Genomic DNA, 22,584 nt, shown 5'->3' with positions numbered 1-22,584 from the left:
GTCGCTCAGGAAACGTCCGCCCCCGGAGGTTCGGCCAGTGTGACGGCACTCACCCTCACCCGGGCGATCCGCCGGCCCTCGACCTTGGCCACCGTCAGCAGCACCCCGCCGCCGCCCTCCAGCGCGACCCGCACCTGGTCGCCGTCCCGCGGCAGCCGCCCGAGCGAGGCGACCAGGCAGCCCGCAACCGTCTCGTACGGGCCCTCGGGCAGGGTGACGCCGGTCTCCTCGGCGAAGTCGCCGAGGTTGAGCAGCCCGTCCAGCTCCATGCCGCCGCCGGCCAGCCGGCGGGTGGGGGCGGACTCCGGCCGGTCGTACTCGTCCCGGATCTCGCCGATCACCTCCTCGACCAGGTCCTCCAGGGTGACGATCCCGGCGGTGCCGCCGTACTCGTCCACCACGATGGCCAGGTGGTGCCCCTCGCGGCGCATCTCGCCCATCGCCTCCAGCACCCGCTTGGTGCCGGGCAGCAGCTTGACCGGGCGGGCCAGGTCGCGGACCTTGGCGGCCTGTTCGCCGCGCGCGCCGTACAGGTCGCGGACGTGGACGAAGCCGACCACCGCGTCCGCGCTGCCCTCGACCACCGGGTAGCGCGAGTGCGGCGAGGTGTCGGCCTGCTGTCGTACGGCGGCCAGCGGGCGCTCGGCGTCCAGGAAGGTCACCTCGGTGCGCGGGACCATCACCTCGCGCAGCTGGCGCTCCCCGGCGGCGAACACGTCCGCGATCAACGCCCGCTCGTCGCTGCCGAGTTCGGTGTTGGCGGCGACCAGGCCGCGCAGCTCCTCGGAGCTCATCGAACCGCGGCCGGCCGCCGGGTCCCCGCCGAGCAGGCGGACCATCAGGTTGGTGGAGTGGCCGAGCAGCCAGATCGCCGGGCGCAGCACGACCGACATCACGTCCACCACCGGGGCGGCGGTCACCGCGATGGACTCGGCGCGCTGCAGGCCGATCCGCTTGGGGGTCAGCTCGCCGAGCACCAGCGAGACGTAGCTGATCGCCAGGGTGAGGCCGACCAGGGCGACCGCGTCGGCCACGCCCTCGGTCAGCCCCGCCCGGACGAACAGCGGGGCGACCTTGCCGGACAGGGTGTCCGCGCCGAAGGCGGCGGACAGGAAGCCCATGCAGGTCACCCCGACCTGGACGGCGGCCAGGAAGCGGTTGGGGTCGGCGGCCAGGTGAGCGGCCCGGGCCGAACGCCGGGTGCCACGAGCCTCCAGCGTCCGGATCTGGCCCTCGCGCAGCGAGATCAGCGAGATCTCGGCGACGTTGAACAGCCCGCCCAGCAGGATGAAGACGAGGACGAGCGCGGCGTCCCCGAGGGTTTCGTTCACAGCGGGTCAGTGTAGGGCGGCGGCCCACCGCCGCACCGTAAGGGCGACGGCCCGCCGCCCCCGGGCAGGGGCGACGGGCCGTCGTGGGGATCGAGGGGGCTCAGATGAGGCCCAGCTCCTGGACCGCGTCGCGCTCCTCGGTCAGCTCCTGGACCGAGGCGTCGATGCGGGCGCGCGAGAAGTCGGAGATCTCCAGGCCCTGGACGATCTCGAACTTGCCGTCCTTGGTGGTGACCGGGAAGGAGGAGATCAGGCCGGCCGGGACGCCGTAGGAGCCGTCGGAGACGACACCCATGGAGGTCCAGTCGCCCTCGGCGGTGCCGTTGACCCAGGTGTACACGTGGTCGATGGCGGCGTTGGCGGCCGAGGCGGCCGAGGAGGCGCCGCGGGCGTCGATGATGGCCGCGCCGCGCTTGGCGACGGTCGGGATGAAGTCGTTCTCCAGCCAGGCCAGGTCGCTGCCGGTGGCCTCGAAGGCCGGCTTGCCGGCGACCTCGGCCTGGAAGATGTCCGGGTACTGGGTGGCGGAGTGGTTGCCCCAGATGGTGACGCGCTTGATGTCCGAGACCAGGGCGCCGGTCTTGGCGGACAGCTGGCCGACGGCGCGGTTGTGGTCCAGGCGGGTCATCGCGGTGAAGCGCTCGGCCGGGACGTCCGGGGCGTTGCGCTGGGCGATCAGGGCGTTGGTGTTGGCCGGGTTGCCGACGACCAGGACCTTGATGTCGTCCGCGGCGTGGTCGTTGATGGCCTTGCCCTGCGGGCCGAAGATGCCGCCGTTGGCCTGCAGCAGGTCGCCGCGCTCCATGCCCGCGGTGCGCGGACGGGCGCCGACCAGCAGCGCGACGTTGGCGCCGTCGAAGGCCTCGGCCGGCTTGTCGGTGATCGTGATGTCGCGCAGCAGCGGGAACGCGCAGTCGACGAGCTCCATGGCGGTGCCCTCGGCGGCCTTGAGGCCCTGCGGGATCTCCAGGAGGCGCAGGTTCACCGGCACGTCGGCACCGAGCAGGTGGCCCGAGGCGATGCGGAAGAGCAGCGCGTAGCCGATCTGGCCGGCCGCTCCGGTGATGGTGACGTTGACGGGGGTGCGGGTCATTTCTACCTTCTCCAGCAAATCGCCAGGTGCCCCAGGCACACCGGCGCACTGGAGCCGAGGATGTTCTCTCGACATCGAGAGACCGGCGTCAGGTTATCGCAAAGGGAAGCGTACGCCGCGTGTGCGGGCGTGGCTGATGCGTCACAGAACCACCGCGGCCCCCGCCCGGGCTCCCCGGATTCACGGGGGCGGGCGGGGGCCGCGAGGAAACGCGCTCGATCGGCGCGCTCGGCGTGCGGGCCGGTCAGTACTCGGGTCCGGTCAGTACTCGGGTCCGGTCAGTACTCGGGTCCGGTCAGTGCTTGGGCCGGCCCATCAGCTGGCCGATGTTGTCGAGCAGCGGGATCTGCACCCACGGGTTCGGCTGCGCGACCAGGGTCAGCAGCACGATCGAGGCGCCCAGGAAGGTCAGCACGATCACGTCGGTGAACCGGCTGCGCACCGCCAGCATCCCGACCTCGGGCAGCACCAGGCGCAGCACCGCGCCCAGCAGCACGCCGCCGCCGAGGATCAGCAGCCCGTACTTGAAGCCGTCCTTGAAGTCGGCGAGCCAGGTGACCGCGAGGCCGGCGCCGACCACCAGCAGGACCAGCGTTATCGGCCACTGCCGGACCGGCAGGGCGTGCTCGCGCCCGAGGGCGGCGGCCGAGCCCTCGGGCGGCAGGGTGCCGGTGGTCTTGACCGGCCTGCTCCGGGACCGCTCCGGTCGCGGTTCAGTCATGCTCGCCGTCCCTGGGGTGTCAGATGCTGGCGCGGCGCTCGGCCGCCTCGACGATGTTGTTGAGCAGCATCGCGCGGGTCATCGGGCCCACGCCGCCGGGGTTCGGGGAGATCCAGCCGGCCACCTCGGCCACGCCCGGGTGGACGTCGCCGACGATCTTGCCCTCGCTGCGGCTGACGCCCACGTCCAGCACCGCCGCGCCCGGCTTGACGTCCTCCGGCTTGACCAGGTGCGGCACGCCGGCGGCGGCCACGATGATGTCGGCCTTGCGCAGGTGGGCGCTGAGGTCCCGGGTGCCGGTGTGGCACAGGGTGACCGTGGCGTTCTCGCTGCGGCGGGTCAGCAGCAGGCCGATCGAGCGGCCGACGGTGATGCCGCGGCCGACCACGACCACCTCGGCGCCGTTGATCTCGACGTCGTGGCGGCGCAGCAGCTCGACGATGCCCAGCGGGGTGCAGGGCAGCGGGCCGTCGATGCCGAGGGCGAGCCGGCCGAGCGAGGTCGGGTGCAGGCCGTCGGCGTCCTTGTCCGGGTCCATCAGCTCCAGGACCGGGTTCTGGTCAAGGCCATTGGGCAGCGGCAGCTGGACGATGTAGCCGGTGCAGGACGGGTCGGCGTTGAGCTCGCGGACGACGTTCTCGACGTCCTCCTGGGTGGCGGTGGCCGGCAGCTCGCGCTGGATCGAGGCGATGCCGACCTCGGCGCAGTCCTTGTGCTTGCCGTTCACGTACCAGCGGCTGCCCGGGTCGTCGCCGACCAGGACGGTGCCGAGGCCGGGCGTGACGCCCTTCGCCTTGAGGGCCGCCACGCGGGCGGCGAGTTCGGACTTGATCGCGGCGGCGGTGGCCTTGCCATCGAGAATCTGGGCAGTCATGACCCCATTCTCCCGGATCGCGACAGGTCGCCGTACCACGGCCGGCCACCTCCCGCAGTCGTACGCGCGGGACCGGCCGTGACCGACCCCGTGACCGACCCCGCGGCCGGACTCGCGGCTGCCCGGGCCGGGCGGCCGGACGGGTACGGAACGTCCGTACCGCATTGCGGTTGCGCCACAGTCTTGGTCCGGTGCCGGAACCGGCTGGACAGGGCGCCGCCGTCCGGACCACGATGATGCCCGAATCCCCTGCCGCGACCAGGCCCGGTGACGGGCCGACGGGTACCGCGGAGGGGCGTATCCGGGGGAAAGAGCCAGTGATCCGACCACAGCAGACCGAGCAGCCCGACTGCCGCGGCGCCGTCGCCGTGCGCCTTCGCCGGCCCGCGCTCGCCCCTTCACCACGCTGCTGAGCCGGTTGCGCCCGTCACCGCCGCCGGGCTGTCACTGCGCCCCGATACCGTCCCGTGCTGTCGACGACCCGACTCTCGCCGGCAGCCGGGGCCTCCGCCGTCCCGTCCCCGCGTCCCCGTAACTGCCCGGAGGCATCCATGAGTTACCCGCCCGACCCGAACAACCCGTACGGCCAGCCGCCCGCCGCCCCGGGCTACGGCTACCCGCAGCAGGCCCCGCCGCCGCCCGCCGCGTACGGCTACCCGCCGGCGGCCCCGGGCTACGGCTACCCGCCGGTGGTCCCGCCGCAGTCCATGCCGGGCCTGGTCATGACCGCGCGGGTGCTGCTGTTCGTCGTGGGCGGCGTGCAGATCCTCTTCACGGCCTTCCTGCTGATCGCGGCCGCGGGCGCCAAGACCGTCGCCAACCAGCACAGCACCAGCAGCGACACCGCGATCTTCGGCAACGCGGCCGCGGGCGTCCTGCTGGTCCTCGGCATCCTGTACCTGCTCGCCTCGGTGCTCTCGATCACCCTCGGCGTGAAGTTCGGCAAGGGCGGCAACGCCACCCGCGTCACCACCATCGTCTACGGCTCGGTGGCCCTGCTGCTCGGCGTGCTCGTGCTGATCAGCGGGTTCACCAACAGCACCCAGGCCACGGCCGCGGGCAGCGGGTTCGGCGTGGTCATCGGCGCGCTGTGGATCGCGATCTGCATCCTGTGGATCGTCGCCATGAGCAGCCGGGACGGCGTCAGCTGGTTCAACCGGCCGCGTTACTGACCGGCCCGCACGGCGCGACGAGAGCGGCCCGGCTCCCTCCTCGGAGGGGGCCGGGCCGCTCTGTCATGCCGTCACGCCGTCACGCGTGGGCGGGCTCAGTGGAAGAAGTGCCGCGCGCCGGTAAAGTACATGGTCACGCCGGCCTCGGCGGCCGCCGCGACGACCTCCTCGTCGCGGATCGAACCGCCGGGCTGCACGATGGCCTTCACACCGGCCGCGATCAGGATCGCCGGGCCGTCCGCGAACGGGAAGAAGGCGTCCGAGGCCGCGTACGCGCCCTTGGCGCGCTCGCCGGCCCGCTCGACCGCGAGCTTGCAGGAGTCGACCCGGTTGACCTGGCCCATGCCGACGCCGACCGAGGCGCCGTCCTTGGCCAGCAGGATCGCGTTGGACTTGACGGCCCGGCAGGCCCGCCAGGCGAAGGCCAGCTCGGCCAGCTCGGCCGCGGAGAGCGCCTCACCGGTGGCGAGCGTCCAGTTCGCCGGGTCGTCGCCCTCGGCGTGCACCCGGTCGGCGTCCTGCAGCAGCACGCCGCCGGAGATCGGGCGGACCTCCTGGCGGTTGGCCGGGGCCTCGGAGGCGAGCAGCACGCGCAGGTTCTTCTTGCGGGTCAGCACCTCCAGGGCGCCGTCCTCGTAGCCGGGGGCCACGACGACCTCGGTGAAGATCGGGGCGATCTGCTCGGCCAGCTCGACGGTGACCGGGCGGTTGACCGCGATCACGCCGCCGTACGCGGAGACCGGGTCGCACTCGTGCGCCTTGCGGTGCGCCTCGGCGACGTCGGCGCCGGTCGCGATGCCGCACGGGTTGGCGTGCTTGATGATCGCGACGGCCGGCTCGGCGTGGTCGTAGGCGGCGCGGCGGGCGGCGTCGGTGTCGACGTAGTTGTTGTACGACATCTCCTTGCCGTGCAGCTGCTGCGCGCCGGCCAGGCCGCCGGTGCCGTCGCTGTACAGCGCGGCGCCCTGGTGCGGGTTCTCGCCGTAGCGCAGCACGTTCTGCCGCTCCCAGGTCGAGCCCAGGAACTCGGGGAAACGCTCGTCGCTCGGCGCGTAGCCGTCCTCGAACCAGGAGGCGACCGCCACGTCGTAGGCGGCGGTGTGGGCGAACGCGGCACCGGCCAGGCGCTTGCGGGTGGCCAGGTCGAAGCCGCCCTCCTGGGCGGCCTTCAGCACGTCGGCGTAGCGGGCCGGGTCGACCACGACGGCCACCGAGGGGTGGTTCTTGGCGGCGGCGCGGACCATGCTCGGGCCGCCGATGTCGATCTGCTCGACGCACTCGTCCGGGGTGGCGCCGGAGGCGACGGTGGCCTTGAACGGGTAGAGGTTCACCACGACCAGGTCGAAGGGCTCGACGCCCAGCTCGGCCAGCTGCGCGCGGTGCGACTCCAGCCGCAGGTCGGCCAGCACACCGGCGTGCACGCGGGGGTGCAGGGTCTTCACCCGCCCGTCCAGGCACTCCGGGAAGCCCGTCAGCTCGGAGACCTCGGTCACCGGGACGCCGGCGGCGGCGATCCGGCCGGCGGTGGAGCCGGTGGAGACGATGGAGACCCCGGCGGCGTGCAGGCCCTGGGCCAGCTCCTCCAGACCGGTCTTGTCGTACACGCTGATCAGCGCACGACGGATCGGACGGACGTTCTCGGAGACAGGGGGGGTGGTGGAGCTGGCACTCATGCCGGGATCCATACCTTTCGGTCCTCGATGCGGTGACCTTCGCGGGCCAGCCGGCCCACGACGTCGACGAGCAGCTTGCGCTCGACAGTCTTGATGCGCTCGTGCAGCGCTTCGCCGCCATCGGCGTGGTCGGCGTCGACGACCTCGACGACGCCCTGCGCGATGATCGGCCCGGTGTCCACGCCGGCGTCGACCAGGTGGACGGTGCAGCCGGTGACCTTCACGCCGTACGCGAGCGCGTCGGTGACGCCGTGAGCGCCGGGGAAGGCGGGCAGCAGTGCGGGGTGGGTGTTGACGATCCGCCCGGCGAAGGCGGTGATGAACTCGGGGCCGAGGATCTTCATGAAGCCGGCCGTGACCACCAGGTCCGGCTCGTACTCGGCGACGGAGGCGGTCAGCGCACGGTCCCAGTCGGCCCGCTCGGGGAAGTCCTTCACCCGGTGGACGAAGGTCGGCAGACCGGCCTCGGCGGCGCGCTCCAGACCGGCGATCCCGTCGCGGTCCGCGCCGACGGCGAGGATCTCGGCACCGTAGGCCGGGTCCACGACGGCGTCGAGCAGCGCCTGCAGGTTGGTGCCGGATCCGGAGACCAGCACCACCAGGCGGGCCGGTCCGGGAGTACGGGGCGGGAAGTGCTGGGCGGGGGCGGCGGCCACTGCGCGATTCTCCGTAGGTCGGGCGCCGTGCGCTGGTACGTCCACCGGCGGTGGGGCCACTACGAACGGCAGGTCGAGCGAGGCAGAACACCAGGAAAACCCGCCGCGACGCGGGCCCCGGGAACCGATGTGAGCTGCTGACCGTCACCACGATAACGGCTGGTCGGACGGCCTTCGAACCCTCCCGGCGGCGCTACGCGCGTAGTTGAGACGGGGATCTCGCCAGGGCCGCCGCACCGGAGTTGCCCCGGGGGGTCGGTCGGGCCGGACGGGCTCGACCGGGCTCGGGGTCCGGGCCGCCGATGGGCCGACGGAAGGCTGCGGGATCATAGGGGAGGCGCGGGAGACCGCGACGACCGTGCGGCCCTCCGACGAAGGCACGACCGAGGCACGATCGAGGCGCACGACCGAGTCCCGACCTGGTCCCGACCGACAAGGATTGGCTGAACCCATGAGCAGCGGCGACGACACCGACGAGCGCAACCCCTTCGCGCCGCCGCCGGCGGACGCCCCGGACCAGCCGTGGCAGCCGCGCAGCCCCTGGACCGGCGGGGGCCAGGACGGCTCCGGCGGCCAGGGCGGCGAGCGCCCGCAGCTGCCGCCGCCGTGGGGCTCCGGCCCGGGTGACGGCCGTCCGGGCCATCAGCCGCCGGCCCCGCAGCCGCCCCGGCTCGACCCCGCCGACCCCGCCCACCGCCGGGCCCGCAACGCCGCGCTGGCCGGGCCGTTCGCGCTGGTCTGCCTGTTCGCGGGCTTCCACTGGATCGCCCTGCTGGTCGGAGTGCTCGCCATCGCCTGGGGCATCGGCGCCCTGCGCGGCCCGAAGGGCGCCCCGGGCGCGGCCGCGGCTGCGGGTGCGGCGGGCCGGGTCGGTTCGCCGGGTCCGCTCCCCGGAGGCGCGGCCCCGAACCCGCTCACCCCGGCCGCGCTCGCCGGGATCCTGACCGGCGCGATGACCGTCGTGGTCGCCACCTCGGTGATCGGCCTCGGCTACCACTACCGCGACTACGTCACCTGCGTCCGGGACTCGCTCACCGCCGTCGGCGCCCAGAACTGCGACCGCTACGCGCCGCAGTGGTACGTGGACTTCGCCGGGAACGCCGAGTAGGGCCCGTCGGTCAGTCGACCGGGTCCGGGGACTCGCTGCCCGACGCGGACCGCTCGGACCGCTCGGACCGCTCGGGCAGCTCGGACAGCCGCAGCACGAGGGCGTACGCACGGGCGCGCGACCGCAGCACACTCCGGCGTGCCTGCCATACGAGCCGGGCGTACGCGCCCTGACCGTCCGCCGGTCCCGGCACGCGGCCTCCGGCCGTCCCGAGCGCGCGGTGCCGTACCAGCAGCGCGCCCGGGACGGCCACCAGCGCGAACCAGCCCGCCGCCGCCAGGCCCGTCCACCACGGCACCGGCCCCAGCCGGACCATCCGCCCGCCCGCCAGCGCCCCGCCGGACAGCCAGCCCAGCAGCGCCGCCCCCGCCCCCACCGCCAGGGCCGCCGCCAGCGCGGCCGTCACCGTCGCGGCGGGCGGCCAGGGCCCGGTCCGGTCCGCCTCCCCTTCGACCCGTTCCGGCCCCTCGAGCCGTTCCGCAGGGCGCCGTAGCCCCGCCGCCGCCCGGCCCAGCAGCACCGCCGGCACCGCCCCGGCGAGCAGCGGCAGCACAAGCGCCGCCCACCGCCAGCCGCCCGGGCCGTCGGCCGGCAGCAGGGCGAACAGCGGGAACTCCGGCACCGGGCCCAGCACCGTCCCGCCCGGCGACGCCACCGTCCCGGTGCCCACCGCGAACCCGGGGCCCAGCGCGTACGCCGCGCCCCACAGCACCGCGTTCGGCAGCAGTACCAGCGCGAGCAGCAGCAGCCCCAGCAGCGCGGTGGGCCCGCGCCCGAGCAGCGCCATCCCGCGCCCGCCGCCGGCCACCGCGTCCAGCACCGCCGACACCGCCACCAGCAGCCCGCCCGCCGCGACCAGCCCGGCCCCGGCCGCCAGCACCGCCGCCCGTACCGCCGGCGCGCCGCCGAACGGTCGGTACGGCCGCGGGAGGCGGTCCAGCGGGGAGTCGGCGACCGGGGCGTCCCCGGCCTCGGCCGAGCGGACTCCGGCGGCCGTCGCCAGGGCCGCGACCAGCGCCACCACCAGGACGTCCAGCAGCACCCGGCTGCGGAACAGCCCGGCACCCGCGCAGTGCAGCGCCACCGCGACCGCCACCGCGCAGTAGCCCGCCCACAGCGCCGTCGGGCCGCCCCAGCGCGAGCGCAGTCCGCGCCGCGCCGCCACCCCGGCACCCGCCCGGTGGAGCCGGACCACGGCCAGCAGCCCGAGCAGCAGCGGAGTGACGGTCAGCGGGGCGTCCGCCCCGCCGCGCAGCACCGGCGCACCGTGCCCGAGCAACCACAGCACCCCCGCCAACCGGGTGGCAGCGGTCGCGCCGTCGTCCGCGTACGGTGTCACCACCCAGAGCCCGAGGACGGGCACACCGACCACCGCCAAGCCGACCAGCGCCGTCCGTACCCCCGCCAACAGGTCGGCCAGGGCGGGGCGTCCGCCCAATTCACCCGGCGCCTCCAGGAGCGGACGGCCCATCAGCTGCGTCATGCGCCTCATGGTGCCAAGGCGACTCGCCATGCTCCGTGAAGCGGCAAACCGCCGCCGTGTCCCAGATTATTGGCTTATGCGCATTTTCAGACCCTGCCCCCAAGCCGCCGGCACCCCGGCCCGGAGCGTCTGATGACCACGCCGCCCACCGCCGACTCCCCCACCCCGAAGCGTCACCGGAAGCCGGTCCGCGCGGGCCACGACGCGACCGGCCCGCTGCGGAAACTGACCCCGCGTGAGGCGCAGACCCTGGCCCACCTTGCCGCCGGCCGCGACCTGCCCGACACCGCCGCCGCCCTCGGCATCACCCCCACCACCGCCCGCAGCTACCTCCTGCGCGCGATGCGGAAGCTCGGCGCCCCCACCGAAGCCGAGGCCATCGCCCTCGCCGGAGGCTCCGTCGCGAACGTCTCGCCCGTTCCACCCGTTCCACCCGTCGCCCCGGCGAACTTCGCCGGGCCCACGCCGTCCTCCCTCGGCCCAGCCTCGAACAACGGGCAGCCGGTCGGCGGCGCCTGGACGGCCGGGCAGGATCCGGTGGATCCCGGCGTCCGGAAGCCGCGTCAGACCGCCGCCGGTCGGGAGGAAGGCGACAGCTCGGCACCCGCAGCATCACCGGGCGCCCGACGCGACCGCTCGGCGCGGGAGGCCCCGCAGGAGCGCGAGGCCCCGGCACACACGCCCCCGCGGCACACCGTGCCCACGGCCCCCACCGATCCACCGGCACGCGGAGCGTCCGACGGCACGGCCCGGGCAGCGTCGGCACCGACCGACGCGAGCGAGCCGCAGTCCGCGGGCCCGGGCCCGGGCGCGGAAGGGCGCGACGCGGCTCCGGCCGCGGCGTGGCGTGGCGACGCGGTTCAGGACGCCGAAGCCCCCATGGCGAAGGGGCCACAGCGCCCCTCCCCCGGCGTGGGTCCGCTGGGACACGACACCGCAACGCCTCCGGTCGCGGCCTCCGGCGGGCAGGCGCACCGGGCGGGCGCGGCGCGTGACGGCGCGGCGGGCGCAGAACGGCACCCCGTGGGCACGGAAGGGCACCGCGCCATGACGCACTCGGCACCGGCCGCACCGGCCGCGGTCGGGCGCGCCGGGACGGCCCGCGCGGTGCCCCCGCCGTCGCCGACCGCGGGTTCGCCGCTCCCCGCCCACCGTCCGGTGCCGAGCTTCGAGGAGCTGTACGAGGGTGCGCACACCCGACTGGTGCAGCAGGTGTTCCTGCTGGCCGCCTGCCGGCACCGGGCCGTGCACTGTGTGCGGCGGGCGTTCGGGGAGGCGCGACGACGGTGGCGGGCGGTGGTGGCGTCGGGGGATCCGGAGGGGTGGGTGCGGGTACGGGCGTGCGAGTTGGCGCTCTCGCCGTGGCACCGGGGCGGGCCGCGGCGGGCGCACGCGTGGGGTCTGCCGCACCGGCGGATCAAGGTCCGCCCGGCGGACGAGTCGCAGGCGGTGCTGCCGGACCACGACCGGCTGACCGACCGGGACCGGGCGCTGCTGAAGGCGCTCAAGCGCCTGTCGCGGCCGCAGCGCCGGGCGCTGGTGCTGCACGACGGGCTGGGGCTGCCGGCGGCGGCGATCGCGGTGGAGGTGGAGTCGACACTGGCGGCCGCCGAGGGCCGGGTGTGGACGGCCCGGGCGGCGCTGGCCCAGTGGGTGCCGGACCTGGTCGGGCCGGATCCGGCGGCACCGGGGTTCGCGGACGGACTGAGCCGGCTGCTGCACCGGGCTGCGGTGCGCGGCTGCCCGGAGCCGCACCGGTCTCCGGTACCGGTGTTGCGGGCCCGGCACCGGCTGTGGACGGCGAGCCGGACGGGCGCCGCCGCGCTGCTGACGGTGGCGGTGGGCGGGGCGACGCTGGCGACCCTGTCGGGGGTGCGGCCCGCGGTGCTGTTCCGGCCGTCGGAGTCGCCGACGCCCTCGCTGTGCCTGCCCGCCGCCGAGGCGGAGCCGGGCGTGCCGCTGCTGCCGGGCGGGGCGCCGAACGGCATCAGCAGCATCTGGTGCAGCCCCGCGCCGGGGCTGGAGGCGGTGCAGGTGAAGCCGCACACGCAGGCGGCGCCTCGCTGGGAGCTGCCGGCGGCGGCCCGGGGTGCGGAGGCCCCGCCGCCGCAGGGTCCGGCGGTCTGCCCGCTGCTGTCGCCGCGGCCCTGCACGACCGGGCCGAAGGCGCGCTGAGAACGGCGAGCGCCCCCGCCCGGGAAGGGCGGGGGCGCTCGCTGCGCGCTGCTGCGGTGATCAGGCCTTGGCGGCGATGATCTCGCGGGCCAGGCGGGCGGTCTCGGACGGCGTCTTGCCGACCTTGACACCGGCGGCCTCGAGGGCCTCCTTCTTCGCCTGGGCGGTGCCCGAGGAGCCGGAGACGATGGCGCCGGCGTGGCCCATGGTCTTGCCCTCGGGGGCGGTGAAGCCCGCGACGTAGCCGACGACCGGCTTGGTCACGTGCTCGGCGATGTAGGCCGCGGCACGCTCCTCGGCGTCGCCACCGATCTCACCGATCATGACGATGATCTCGGTCTCCGGGTCCTCCTGGAACGCCTTGAGGGCGTCGATGTGGGTGGTGCCGATGACCGGGTCACCGCCGATGCCCACGGCCGAGGAGAAGCCGATGTCGCGCAGCTCGTACATGAGCTGGTAGGTCAGGGTGCCGGACTTCGAGACCAGACCGATTTTGCCGGAGCTGGTGATGTCGGCCGGGATGATGCCGGCGTTCGACTGTCCGGGGCTGATCAGGCCGGGGCAGTTCGGGCCGATGATGCGGGTCTTGTTGCCCTTGGCACCGGCGTACGCCCAGAAGGCGGCGGTGTCGTGCACCGGGACGCCCTCGGTGATGACGACGGCCAGGCCGATCTCGGCGTCGATGGCCTCGATGACGGCGGCCTTGGTGAACGCCGGCGGCACGAAGAGGACCGAGACGTCGGCGCCGGTCTTCTCCATCGCCTCGGCGACGGAGCCGAAGACCGGGATCTCGGTGCCGTCGACGTCGACCGTGGTACCGGCCTTGCGCGGGTTGACACCGCCGACGATCTGGGTGCCGGAGGCGAGCATGCGGCGGGTGTGCTTCATGCCCTCGGCGCCGGTCATGCCCTGGACGATGACCTTGCTGTCCTTGGTAAGGAAGATAGCCATGGTGTTAAGTCCCCTTCCTTACTTGTTGGCCAGCTCGGCGGCGCGGTCAGCGGCGCCGTCCATGGTGTCCACGCGCTGGACCAGCGGGTGGTTGGCGTCGTCGAGGATCTTGCGACCCAGCTCGGCGTTGTTGCCGTCCAGACGGACGACCAGCGGCTTGGTGACGTCCTCGCCCTTGCCGGCGAGGAGCTCCAGGGCCTGCACGATGCCGTTGGCGACCGCGTCGCACGCGGTGATGCCGCCGAAGACGTTGACGAAGACCGACTTGACGTCGGGGTCGCCCAGGATGATCTCCAGGCCGTTCGCCATGACCTCGGCGGACGCGCCGCCACCGATGTCGAGGAAGTTGGCGGGCTTGACGCCGCCGTGCTTCTCACCGGCGTAGGCGACCACGTCGAGGGTGCTCATGACGAGGCCCGCGCCGTTGCCGATGATGCCGACCTGGCCGTCGAGCTTGACGTAGTTCAGGCCCTTGGCCTTGGCGGCGGCCTCGAGCGGGTTGGCCGAGGCCTTGTCCTCGAGGGCCTCGTGGTCGGGCTGGCGGAACTCGGCGTTCTCGTCCAGGGAGACCTTGCCGTCGAGCGCGATGATCTTGCCGTCGCCGGACTTGATCAGCGGGTTGACCTCGACGAGGAGGGCGTCCTCCTTGATGAAGACGGTCCACAGCTTCTGCAGGACCTCGGCGACCTGGTCGGCGACCTCGGCCGGGAACTTCGCCGCGGCGACGATCTCGGCGGCCTTCTCCGGGGTGCAGCCCTCGTTGGCGTCGACCGGGATCTTGGCGAGCGCCTCGGGGTTCTGCTCGGCGACGACCTCGATCTCCACGCCGCCCTCGACGCTGGCCATGGCCAGGAAGGTGCGGTTGGTGCGGTCCAGCAGGAACGAGACGTAGTACTCGTCCTTGATGTCCGCGGTCTGGGCCAGCATCACCTTGTGAACGGTGTGGCCCTTGATGTCCATGCCGAGGATCTGCTCGGCCTTGGCGACGGCGTCCGCCGGGTCGGCGGCGAGCTTGACGCCGCCGGCCTTGCCTCGGCCACCCACCTTCACCTGAGCCTTGACGACGGCGCGGCCGCCGAAGCGCTCCGCGATGGCGGCAGCGTCTGCGGCGGTCTCGATGACATCGCCGTCAAGCACGGGCACACCGTGCTTGGCGAAGAGGTCCCTCGCCTGGTACTCGAACAGGTCCACGTGTTTGTCCTTGTTCGTGGTCGCGGATTGTGTCTCTACGAGCGTGCCACGGCAGGATCTTCGCTGCGGGTCGTCGGGGCGGTGCGGGTACGCAGAGGTACGGCCTTGCGGCCCACACAGCCACGGGCGCACACGTCAATCAACACGCGCGTCACGTCCGTCTGGCAGGTTATCCCCGTGGGACGGGACTGTTCCGCCCGGGGCCTGCCCGGCTTGGGTGAGAACCGTCACAGACGGCCTGGATCCTCCGGTAAACGCCCCGTCCACCGATCGGGTGGATTCGCCCGTACGGGTGAGGCCGTCACACCCCCTGCCCGGGTACCGGGATCGGGCGTTTCTCGATGGCCGCCGCCATGATCCCGGGGAAGGCGTCCGGGGTGCAGGCGAAGGCCGGCGCGCCGAGGGCGGCCAGGGCGGCGGCGTGCGCGTGGTCGTAGGCGGGCGCGCCTTCGTCGGAGAGCGCGAGCAGGGCGATGAACTGCACGCCGGCCGCCTTCATCGCGGCGACCCGCTTGAGCATGCCGTCCCGGATGCCGCCCTCGTACAGGTCGCTGATCAGGACGACGACGGTCTCGGACGGGCGGGTGATCTTCGACTGGCAGTAGGCGAGCGCGCGGTTGATGTCGGTGCCGCCGCCGAGCTGGGTGGCGAACAGGACGTCCACCGGGTCGGTGAGCTGCTCGGTGAGGTCGACCACCGAGGTGTCGAAGACGACCAGCCTGGTGTCCAGGGTGCGCATCGAGGCGAGCACCGCGCCGAAGACCGCCGAGTGCACGACCGAAGGCGCCATCGAACCGGACTGGTCGATGCAGAGGATGACGTCCTTCTTCACGGCCCGCTGGGCGCGGGCGTAGCCGACCAGCCGCTCGGGGACGACGGTGCCGTGCTCGGGCAGGTAGTTCTTCAGGTTGGCCCGGATCGTCCGGTCCCAGTCGATGTCCCGGTGCCGGGGGCGGTTGACCTTGGCGCTGCGGTCGAGCGCGCCGCCGAGGGTGGCCCGGGTACGGTCGGCGAGCCGGCGCTCCAGGTCGGCGACCACCTTGCCGACCACGGCCCGGGCGGTCTCCCGGGTGGTCTCCGGGAGCGCGTGCTTGAGCGAGAGCAGGGTGCCGACCAGGTGGACGTCCGGTTCGACGGCCTCCAGCATCTCCGGCTCCAGCAGCAGCCGGTCCAGGCCGAGCCGGGTGATCGCGTCCTGCTGCATCAGCTGGACGACGGTGGACGGGAAGTACTCGCGGATGTCGCCCAGCCAGCGGGCCACCTGCGGGGCGGAGCCGCCCAGCCCGGCGCTGCGGCGGCCGCCGCGTGCGGGCCGGCCGCCCTCCTCGGGGGCGCCGCGGTAGAGCGCGGCGAGGGCGCCGTCCATCGCGGCGTCCCGGCCGCGCAGGGTGCAGCCGGTGCCGTCGGCCTCGCCGCCGAGCACCAGGCGCCAGCGGCGCAGCCGTTCGTCGGTCGTGGGCGCTGCCATCTCGTCACTCCTTCTGGGGTCGGCCGGGTTGTCAGGGGTTGCGGTCGGGTGCCGGGTGTTGCGGCCGGGGGTCAGGTGTTGCGGCCGGCGGCCTGCCGGGGGATCCGCGGGAGGACGCCGAGCAGCAGGGCCACCACCGGGACGGCGGCGTCGGCACGACCTCGGTCCAGCTCGCCCGCCGGGGCCCGGTCCGCCGGGGGTTCGCCGAGCGGTCCGGCGGCGACGCGGCTGCCGATGGTGGTGCGCACGCCCGCCTCCAGCCCGGCGAAGGTGCGTCGCAGCAGCGGCAGGACGTCGGTGAACACCTCGCCGCCGACCCCGGCCAGCCACTCGTCCAGCAGGGCGAGCAGCCGGGGGTCGTGCAGCAGCAGGGCGCCGCCGCCGGTGAGGAAGCCCTCGACCCAGCCCGCGGCGTCGACCGGGGCGTTGGCGACGGACAGCACCAGCCGCAGCCGGCGGCCGGCCTGCTCGGAGTCGAGCCGGCCGTCGTCCAGCAGCAGCCGGACGGCGCGGCCGCGGAGCAGTCCGGGGGCGCCGGTGGCCGGCCCGCCGGACGGCTCGCGGGCGGCCAGCGAGCGCAAGGCGGCGGCCCAGCGCTCGACCAGGCCGTCCGGGTCGTGCGGGCTGTGCGGGTCCGGGGTGTCGTCCGGTCCGACGCGGTCCGGTGCGGCCGAGGTGAGCAGCCCGATCGCGCCGTGCACCTCGTCGAGGCGCGCGCGCATCGCCGCCGCGCTCTCGGCGTCCAGCCCGACGCAGGCGGGCGGCAGTCCGACGCAGACCCGCTCGGCCAGGCCCGCCGCCGCCTCGGCGAGCGCGCCGTGGTCGGTGCCGCGCACGTCGCCGTAGCGCAGCGCGCGGACCAGCGCGGGCAGCGCGCCCGCCAGGTGGGCGACGTCGGTGTCCAGGGCGGCGCAGTCGGCGAGCACCCGCATCACGGCGGGCAGCGCGTCGGACAGCCCGGCCAGCAGGCAGGTCTCCACCAGGCCGGTCAGCTCGGCGAGTTCGACGGCGGCGCGGGCGGTGCCGACCGCCTTGTGGCCGGCCGCCTCCTCCACCGTGGTGCCCCACTGGGCGGCCTCGGCGATCCGGACCGCGAACTCCGGCTGCCAGCACAGCCGCCAGCTCTCCCGGAACGTCCCGGTCGAGTTGACCGAGGAGCGGGCGGGCACGCCCCAGTCCACGCCCAGCAGCCGCAGCCGGTGCAGCAGCCGGGACTTGGCGGCGTCGTTCTCCTTGCGCAGGTCGAGGTCGACGTCCTTGGGTGCGGCCTCGGGCTTGAGCCGCAGCGAGCGCTGCAGCCGGGCGAGGTCGCGCTGCAGCGGCACCGCCGGTGCGGAGTCCGGGACCTCGCCCAGCTCGTCGCCGACCACCAGGCGGTCCCGGACGAGTTCCAGGGCGACGTCCGAGCCCTCGCAGAGCACCGCGCGGACGGCGTCCAGGGTCTCGGTCAGCCCGGCGAGCGGGCGGCCGCGCAGCACGGCGAGGGTCTCGGCGAGCCGGACCGCCTCGATGACGTGGGCGGAGGAGACCGGGTGGTCCTCGGCGCGCAGGAGGTCGGCGGCCTGGGTGAGCCAGCGCGGCACCGGGTCCCCGTCGGTGGTGAACAGGTGGTGGTACCAGCCGGGCGACTGCACGCCCGCGCCGTACCCGGTGGCCTGGGAGAGCCGGCGGTGCGTCCACGGCACCCAGGTGATGTCCGCCCGGACCTTCCTCGGCAGCTCGGCGAGCAGGGCCCGGTCGTGCGCGACGGTGGGCATCGTCTCCAGCGCGGGGACGTGGAAGGCCCCGCAGACCACGGCGATCCGCCGGTGCCCGGCGCGGCGGGCGGCGCGGATCTGCTGACGCATGTGCGCCTCGCGCAGCAGGTCCCGGCGGGACTCGGCGAGGCCCTCGGCGCACAGCGCGCCCATCGCCTCGGCGACGGCGGCGAACGGTGCCAGCGCGTCGGTGCCGGGCGCGCGGTGCTCGACCACGTCCTCCCACCAGCGCTCCGGGTCGTCGTACCCGGCGGCCTCGGCAAGCAGCGCCAGCGGATCGGCGGGCAGCTCGTCGGCACCGTCGGGGGCGGGCGCGTCGTCGGGGGCGGGCGCGAAGCCGTACCCGGCGGGCAGGTCGATGAAGCGCACCGGCAGGTCGTGCTCCACGGCGTGCCGGATCGCCACCCACTCCGGGGAGAACTCGGCGTACGGCCAGAAGGCGGCCTTCGCCGGATCGTCCACCGCGTGGGCGAGCAGCGCGACCGGCGGCACCAGGTCCTTCTCGGCGGCCAGGTGGACGATGCCGTCGGCCTCCGGCGGGCCCTCGATCAGCACCGCGTCCGGCCGCCAGTGCGCCAGCGCGGCGGCCACCGCCCGGGCCGAGCCGGGGCCGTGGTGGCGGATGCCGAGCAGGGCGACCTCCGCGACGGTCATGCCGTCACCTCGCGGGCGGCGCGGTAGAAGTCCTTCCAGCCGTCGCGCTCGCGCACCACCCCTTCGACGTACTCGCGCCAGACCGCCTGGTCCGCCACCGGGTCGCGGACGACGGCGCCGAGGATGCCGGTCGTCACGTCCCCGGCGCGCAGCACGCCGTCGCCGAAGTGGGTGGCCAGGGCCAGGCCGTTGGTCACCACCGAGATCGCCTCGGCGGTGGAGAGGGTGCCGCTCGGGGTCTTGACCTTCGTCCGGCCGTCGACCGTGATCCCGGCCCGCAGCTCGCGGAAGACGGTGACCACGCGCCTGATCTCCTCGGCGCCGCCGGGCAGTTCGGGCAGTTCCAGGGAGCGGCCGAGCTGGTTGACCCGGCGGGTGACGATGTCGACCTCCTCGTCCAGCGAGCCCGGCAGCGGCAGCACCACGGTGTTGAAGCGGCGGCGCAGCGCGCTGGAGAGCTCGTTGACGCCGCGGTCGCGGTCGTTGGCGGTGGCGATCACGTTGAAGCCGCGCACGGCCTGCGTCTCGCTGCCCAACTCCGGCACCGGGAGCGTCTTCTCGGACAGGATGGTGATCAGACTGTCCTGGACGTCGGCCGGGATCCGGGTCAGCTCCTCGACCCGGGCGATCTTGCCGTCGGCCATCGCCCGCATCAGCGGCGAGGGCACCAGCGCCGCCCGGCTGGGGCCGTTGGTGAGCAGCTGGGCGTAGTTCCAGCCGTACCGGACCGCCTCCTCGGGGGTGCCGGCGGTGCCCTGCACCAGCATGGTGGAGTCGCCGCTGATCGCCGCGGCCAGGTGCTCGGACACCCAGGTCTTCGCGGTGCCGGGCACGCCGAGCAGCAGCAGCGCGCGGTCCGTCGCCAGGGTCGTCACGGCGACCTCGACGACCCGGCGCGGGCCGATGTACTTGGGGCTGATCGGGGTGCCGTCGGGCAGTTCGCCACCGAGCAGGTACGTCGCCACGGCCCACGGCGACAGCTTCCAGCGCTCCGGGCGCGGACGGTCGTCCTGCGCGGCCAGGGCGGCCAGTTCGCCGGCGAAGGCGTCCTCGGCGTGCTGCCGCAGAACGTCGGTCATGAGGGCTCCTTCGGGTCGGCCGCCGGGATGCACGGGTGCCCCGGCGGCAGGGTGATCGGGGGGAGCCAGGTCGGCGTCCCGGCCTGTGGGAACCAATCTGCACCCAGCCACTGACAACCGCCGGAGGACTCCGGACGGGCAGTCAGCCACCGTCGGTGCCACTGTCAGTGCCCCCGCCTACGGTCGGTCGCATGGAGGAACGCTGGAGCACCGAACACGTCCTGTCCCTGGCACCTGACACCTCGTCGCAGAAGGCGGCGGGCAAGCTCTCCTCGCCCGCGCCGTGGTCCGGCACGGGCACCGACGGCACCGCGGTCTGGGGCGAGTGCAGGGGCAGCGGCCGCACGCCGTACCGCACCGTGGTCGAACTCGCCACGCCCGCCTACCAGTGCAGCTGCCCCAGCCGGAAGTTCCCGTGCAAGCACGCGCTCGGACTCCTCCTGCTGTGGAGCGGCTCCCCCGAGGCCGTCCCGGCCGCCGAGCCCGCCGACTGGGCCGCCGAGTGGCTGGAGGCCCGCCGGGAGCGCGCCGAGAAGAGTGCCGAGAAGCGCGCCGCGGCCCCGGCCGACCCGGAGGCCGTCCGCCGCCGGGCCGAGAGGCGCGGCGCCCGGGTCGCGGCCGGTGCGGCCGAGCTGCGGCTGCGCCTGGCCGACCGGATCCGGCACGGCCTGGCCGACCAGTCCACCGCCGGCCCCTGGGAGGAGGTCGCCGCCCGGATGGTCGACGCGCAGGCCCCGGGCCTCGCCACCCGGGTCCGGGAGCTCGACGCCCTGCCGCAGGAGCGGCTGCTGGAGGAGTACGCGATGCTGCACCTGCTCGCCACCGCCGCCACCCGGATCGACGAGCTGCCCGCCGAGCTCGCCGCGACCGTCCGCACCCGGGTCGGGTACACCCTGGACGCCGCCGAGGTGCTGGCCGGCCCCACCGTCCGCGACCGCTGGCTGGTGCTGGGCAGCCGCACGGTGCCGATGGAAGGGGGCCCCGACGAACGGCTCACCACCCGCCGGGTCTGGCTGCGCGGCGCCAAGACCGGCCGCGCAGCCCTGCTGCTGGCCTTCGGCCGCCCCGGCCAGGCCCCCGACCTCGCCCTGCCCACCGGCCACCTGCTGGAGGCCGACCTCGCCTACCACCCGGGAGCCCACCCGCTGCGCGCCGTCCTCGGCACCCGCTACGGCGCCCCCGAGACGGGCCCGGCCGACCCACCCGCCGGGCTCACCGTCGCCGAGGCGGTGGCCGGGTACGGCACCGCCGTCGCCGACGACCCGTGGCTGGAGAGCCGGCCGACCGTCCTCACCGACGTCGTCCCGGTCCGCACCCCGGACGGCTGGTACCTGACGGACGGCCACCACACCGTGCCCGTCCGCGCCTCGACCGTCCCGGAGGCGGCGCTGTGGCGGCTGACCGCGGTCTCCACCGGCCGTCCGCTGACGGTCTTCGGCGAGTACGGCCACCAGGGCTTCGCCCCGGTCACCGCCTGGCCGGCAGGTCAGCGCCCGGTCGGCCTCACCACTTCTTAGGAGCACCGAGAATGACGATCACCCAGGACCCGTGGGAGCCCCTGCACACCAGCGCCCTGCTCGGCACCGACCGCCGCCCGCTCCCGGCGACCGCCCTGCCGCTCGCCGACGCCGTGGACCTCACGGACCCGGCCACCGCCCTGCTGGAGTTGGCCGCCCTCGCCACCGTCCGCCGCCGGGCGGGCGCGCTGCCCGTGCCGGCCGCCGAACCGCCGGGCCCGCCCGCGCCCGAGGACAGCCGCCCGGAGCTGCCCGAGCCGGCCGCCCGCCGGCTGGCCGTCCTGCTGGCCGGCCGTACCGCCACCGGCAGCGCCGGCACCCTGGCCAACCTGACCGAGCTGCTGCCGCAGTGGCTCGCCACCGCCCGTGCCCGGGGCCTGCGGCCGCCCGCCGCGCTGATACCCGGCCTGCTCGACGCGGCCCGCGCGCGCAGCGAACTGCGCTCCGACGCCGTCGCGCTGGCCGGGCCGCCGGGCCGCTGGCTGGCCGGGCAGAACCCCGACTGGCGGTTCGTGCTGCGCACCACCACCGAGGAGCCGACGCACCGGCAGGACGGCCCCACCGACCACCGGCTGTGGCACGAGGGCCTGTTCGCCGAGCGCGTCACCCACCTCACCCTGCTGCGCCGCCACGACCCGGCCGCCGGGCTGGAGCTGCTGCGGAGCACCTGGTCCACCGAGCGCGCCGAGGACCGCCTGCTCTTCCTGGACGCCCTCCAGGACGGCCTCTCCCCCGCCGACGAGCCGTTCCTGGAGGCCGCGCTCGGCGACCGCAGCAAGAACGTCCGCGCCACCGCCGCCGAGCTGCTCTCCACCCTGCCCGGCTCCGCCCTCGCGGGCCGGATGGCCGAGCGGGCCCGGTCCGCCGTCCGGCTGGCCGACACCGGCACGCACCTGCTGGTCACCCCGCCCACCGAGTGCGACGCACGGATGCAGCGCGACGGCATCACCCCCAAGTCCCCCACCGGGCGCGGCGAACGGGCCTGGTGGTTCGGCGAGGTGGTGGCGGCTGCCCCGCTCGCGGTCTGGCCGCAGAGCACCGGACTGTCGCCCGAGCAGCTGCTCACCCTGCGGGTCGGCGACAGCATCGACGAAACCAGCAGCAGCTGGGCCGACGACCTGCGGGAGGCCTGGGCGCGCGCCGCCGTCCGCCAGCACGACGCCGATTGGGCCCGGGCGCTGCTCGGCCCGGCCCCGGTGCCCCCCACCCGCGGCGGTCGGGGCCGCACCCCGCGCGCCACCGGCGCCCCGGCCAAGCTGCTGGCCGTCCTGCCGCCCGAGGAGCGGGCCGCCTGGACGGCCGCGTTCATCGAGGTGCACGGGCTGGGCGAGGCCTTCCAACTGCTCGGCGCCTGCGCCACCCCGTGGACGCCGCCGCTGTCCACTGCCGTGGTGAACTCCCTCGCCCGGGCCGCCGCCTCCGGCGCGTACCCGTGGAGCCACAGCGGGGTGCTCGGGATGACGGAGCGCGCGCTCGCCCCGGAGACGGCCGCCGCGGTGGAGGAGCTGGCCGCCGGGGCCGCCCCGGACTCCGCCTGGTCCGAGACCTTCGCCCGGCTGGCCGGCACCCTGCGCTTCCGGGCCGCGATGCTCGCGGAACTGGCCGAGTCGGCGGGCTAGGAGGACCGGGCGGGACGGCCGAGCGGGCCCGCGGGCGGGAACGGCTGAGCGGGCCGCCCCCG

The 22,584-nt window shown here is 75.0% G+C and carries 17 protein-coding genes; 5 read left to right on the top strand and 12 right to left on the bottom strand.

Translation table 11 applies throughout. The annotated features are described in order from the left end of the window. Positions 1-5 precede the first annotated feature (5 nt). The 4 genes from ACZ3TI_RS02150 to ACZ3TI_RS02135 form a co-directional block, all read right to left on the bottom strand. The gene (locus ACZ3TI_RS02150) at positions 6-1,331 is read right to left on the bottom strand and encodes a hemolysin family protein (protein ID WP_465722312.1); all 1,326 of its coding nucleotides are present in this window, start codon (positions 1,329-1,331) and stop codon (positions 6-8) included. A gap of 100 nt (positions 1,332-1,431) precedes the next feature. Continuing rightward, positions 1,432-2,424, bottom strand: coding sequence for a malate dehydrogenase (locus tag ACZ3TI_RS02145; RefSeq protein WP_465722310.1), 993 nt, complete (start codon positions 2,422-2,424; stop codon positions 1,432-1,434). A 295-nt stretch (positions 2,425-2,719) separates the two neighbouring features. Continuing rightward, positions 2,720-3,145 (bottom strand): DUF3017 domain-containing protein, encoded by a 426-nt coding sequence (locus ACZ3TI_RS02140; protein WP_465722308.1) that lies wholly within the window; start codon positions 3,143-3,145, stop codon positions 2,720-2,722. 19 nt (positions 3,146-3,164) lie between these two features. Further along, a complete protein-coding gene (locus tag ACZ3TI_RS02135; RefSeq protein WP_465722306.1) occupies positions 3,165-4,019 on the bottom strand; it encodes a bifunctional methylenetetrahydrofolate dehydrogenase/methenyltetrahydrofolate cyclohydrolase in 855 nt (284 codons plus the stop codon). 551 nt (positions 4,020-4,570) lie between these two features. On the opposite strand from ACZ3TI_RS02135, the gene ACZ3TI_RS02130 reads away from it, so the two are divergent. Then, on the top strand, positions 4,571-5,191 hold the full coding sequence (locus tag ACZ3TI_RS02130; protein WP_465722304.1) for a hypothetical protein: 621 nt from the start codon (positions 4,571-4,573) through the stop codon (positions 5,189-5,191). A 95-nt stretch (positions 5,192-5,286) separates the two neighbouring features. On the opposite strand, the gene purH is transcribed toward ACZ3TI_RS02130, so the two are convergent. Continuing rightward, positions 5,287-6,864: a bifunctional phosphoribosylaminoimidazolecarboxamide formyltransferase/IMP cyclohydrolase gene (purH, locus tag ACZ3TI_RS02125; RefSeq protein ID WP_465722302.1), complete on the bottom strand. Its 1,578-nt coding sequence runs from the start codon at positions 6,862-6,864 to the stop codon at positions 5,287-5,289. Continuing rightward, positions 6,861-7,520, bottom strand: a complete 660-nt coding sequence (purN, locus tag ACZ3TI_RS02120) for a phosphoribosylglycinamide formyltransferase (RefSeq protein WP_465722300.1) — start codon at positions 7,518-7,520, stop codon at positions 6,861-6,863. Before purN ends, purH begins: the two co-directional genes overlap by 4 nt. A gap of 451 nt (positions 7,521-7,971) precedes the next feature. Between purN and ACZ3TI_RS02115 the strand changes: the two genes are divergently transcribed. Further along, positions 7,972-8,628, top strand: a complete 657-nt coding sequence (locus ACZ3TI_RS02115) for a hypothetical protein (protein ID WP_465722298.1) — start codon at positions 7,972-7,974, stop codon at positions 8,626-8,628. Positions 8,629-8,638: 10 nt separating this feature from the next. On the opposite strand, the gene ACZ3TI_RS02110 is transcribed toward ACZ3TI_RS02115, so the two are convergent. Continuing rightward, positions 8,639-10,111, bottom strand: a complete 1,473-nt coding sequence (locus tag ACZ3TI_RS02110; RefSeq protein ID WP_465722296.1) for a cell division protein PerM — start codon at positions 10,109-10,111, stop codon at positions 8,639-8,641. 132 nt (positions 10,112-10,243) lie between these two features. Between ACZ3TI_RS02110 and ACZ3TI_RS02105 the strand changes: the two genes are divergently transcribed. Beyond that, positions 10,244-12,286, top strand: coding sequence for a LuxR C-terminal-related transcriptional regulator (locus ACZ3TI_RS02105; protein WP_465722294.1), 2,043 nt, complete (start codon positions 10,244-10,246; stop codon positions 12,284-12,286). A gap of 60 nt (positions 12,287-12,346) precedes the next feature. On the opposite strand, the gene sucD is transcribed toward ACZ3TI_RS02105, so the two are convergent. From sucD to ACZ3TI_RS02080, 5 genes are all read right to left on the bottom strand, one after another. Continuing rightward, positions 12,347-13,237, bottom strand: coding sequence for a succinate--CoA ligase subunit alpha (sucD, locus tag ACZ3TI_RS02100; RefSeq protein WP_465722292.1), 891 nt, complete (start codon positions 13,235-13,237; stop codon positions 12,347-12,349). A gap of 18 nt (positions 13,238-13,255) precedes the next feature. Then, on the bottom strand, positions 13,256-14,428 hold the full coding sequence (sucC, locus tag ACZ3TI_RS02095; RefSeq protein WP_465722291.1) for an ADP-forming succinate--CoA ligase subunit beta: 1,173 nt from the start codon (positions 14,426-14,428) through the stop codon (positions 13,256-13,258). 301 nt (positions 14,429-14,729) lie between these two features. After that, positions 14,730-15,896 (bottom strand): VWA domain-containing protein, encoded by a 1,167-nt coding sequence (locus tag ACZ3TI_RS02090; RefSeq protein WP_465722289.1) that lies wholly within the window; start codon positions 15,894-15,896, stop codon positions 14,730-14,732. Between the two features lie 71 nt (positions 15,897-15,967). Next, a complete protein-coding gene (locus tag ACZ3TI_RS02085) occupies positions 15,968-18,307 on the bottom strand; it encodes a DUF5682 family protein (protein ID WP_465722287.1) in 2,340 nt (779 codons plus the stop codon). Beyond that, a complete protein-coding gene (locus ACZ3TI_RS02080) occupies positions 18,304-19,386 on the bottom strand; it encodes an ATP-binding protein (protein WP_465722285.1) in 1,083 nt (360 codons plus the stop codon). Before ACZ3TI_RS02080 ends, ACZ3TI_RS02085 begins: the two co-directional genes overlap by 4 nt. Before the next feature lie 191 nt (positions 19,387-19,577). Here ACZ3TI_RS02080 and ACZ3TI_RS02075 point away from each other — a divergent pair, with 191 nt between their 5' ends. Together ACZ3TI_RS02075 and ACZ3TI_RS02070 are read left to right on the top strand one after the other, a co-directional pair. Further along, on the top strand, positions 19,578-20,903 hold the full coding sequence (locus ACZ3TI_RS02075) for an SWIM zinc finger family protein (protein ID WP_465722283.1): 1,326 nt from the start codon (positions 19,578-19,580) through the stop codon (positions 20,901-20,903). Between the two features lie 11 nt (positions 20,904-20,914). After that, a complete protein-coding gene (locus ACZ3TI_RS02070) occupies positions 20,915-22,522 on the top strand; it encodes a DUF5691 domain-containing protein (protein WP_465722281.1) in 1,608 nt (535 codons plus the stop codon). Positions 22,523-22,584: the final 62 nt, after the last annotated feature.

The sequence above is a fragment of the Kitasatospora sp. NPDC023120 genome (genome assembly GCF_055560835.1).
This window is presented reverse-complemented; position numbering and strand designations above follow the sequence as displayed.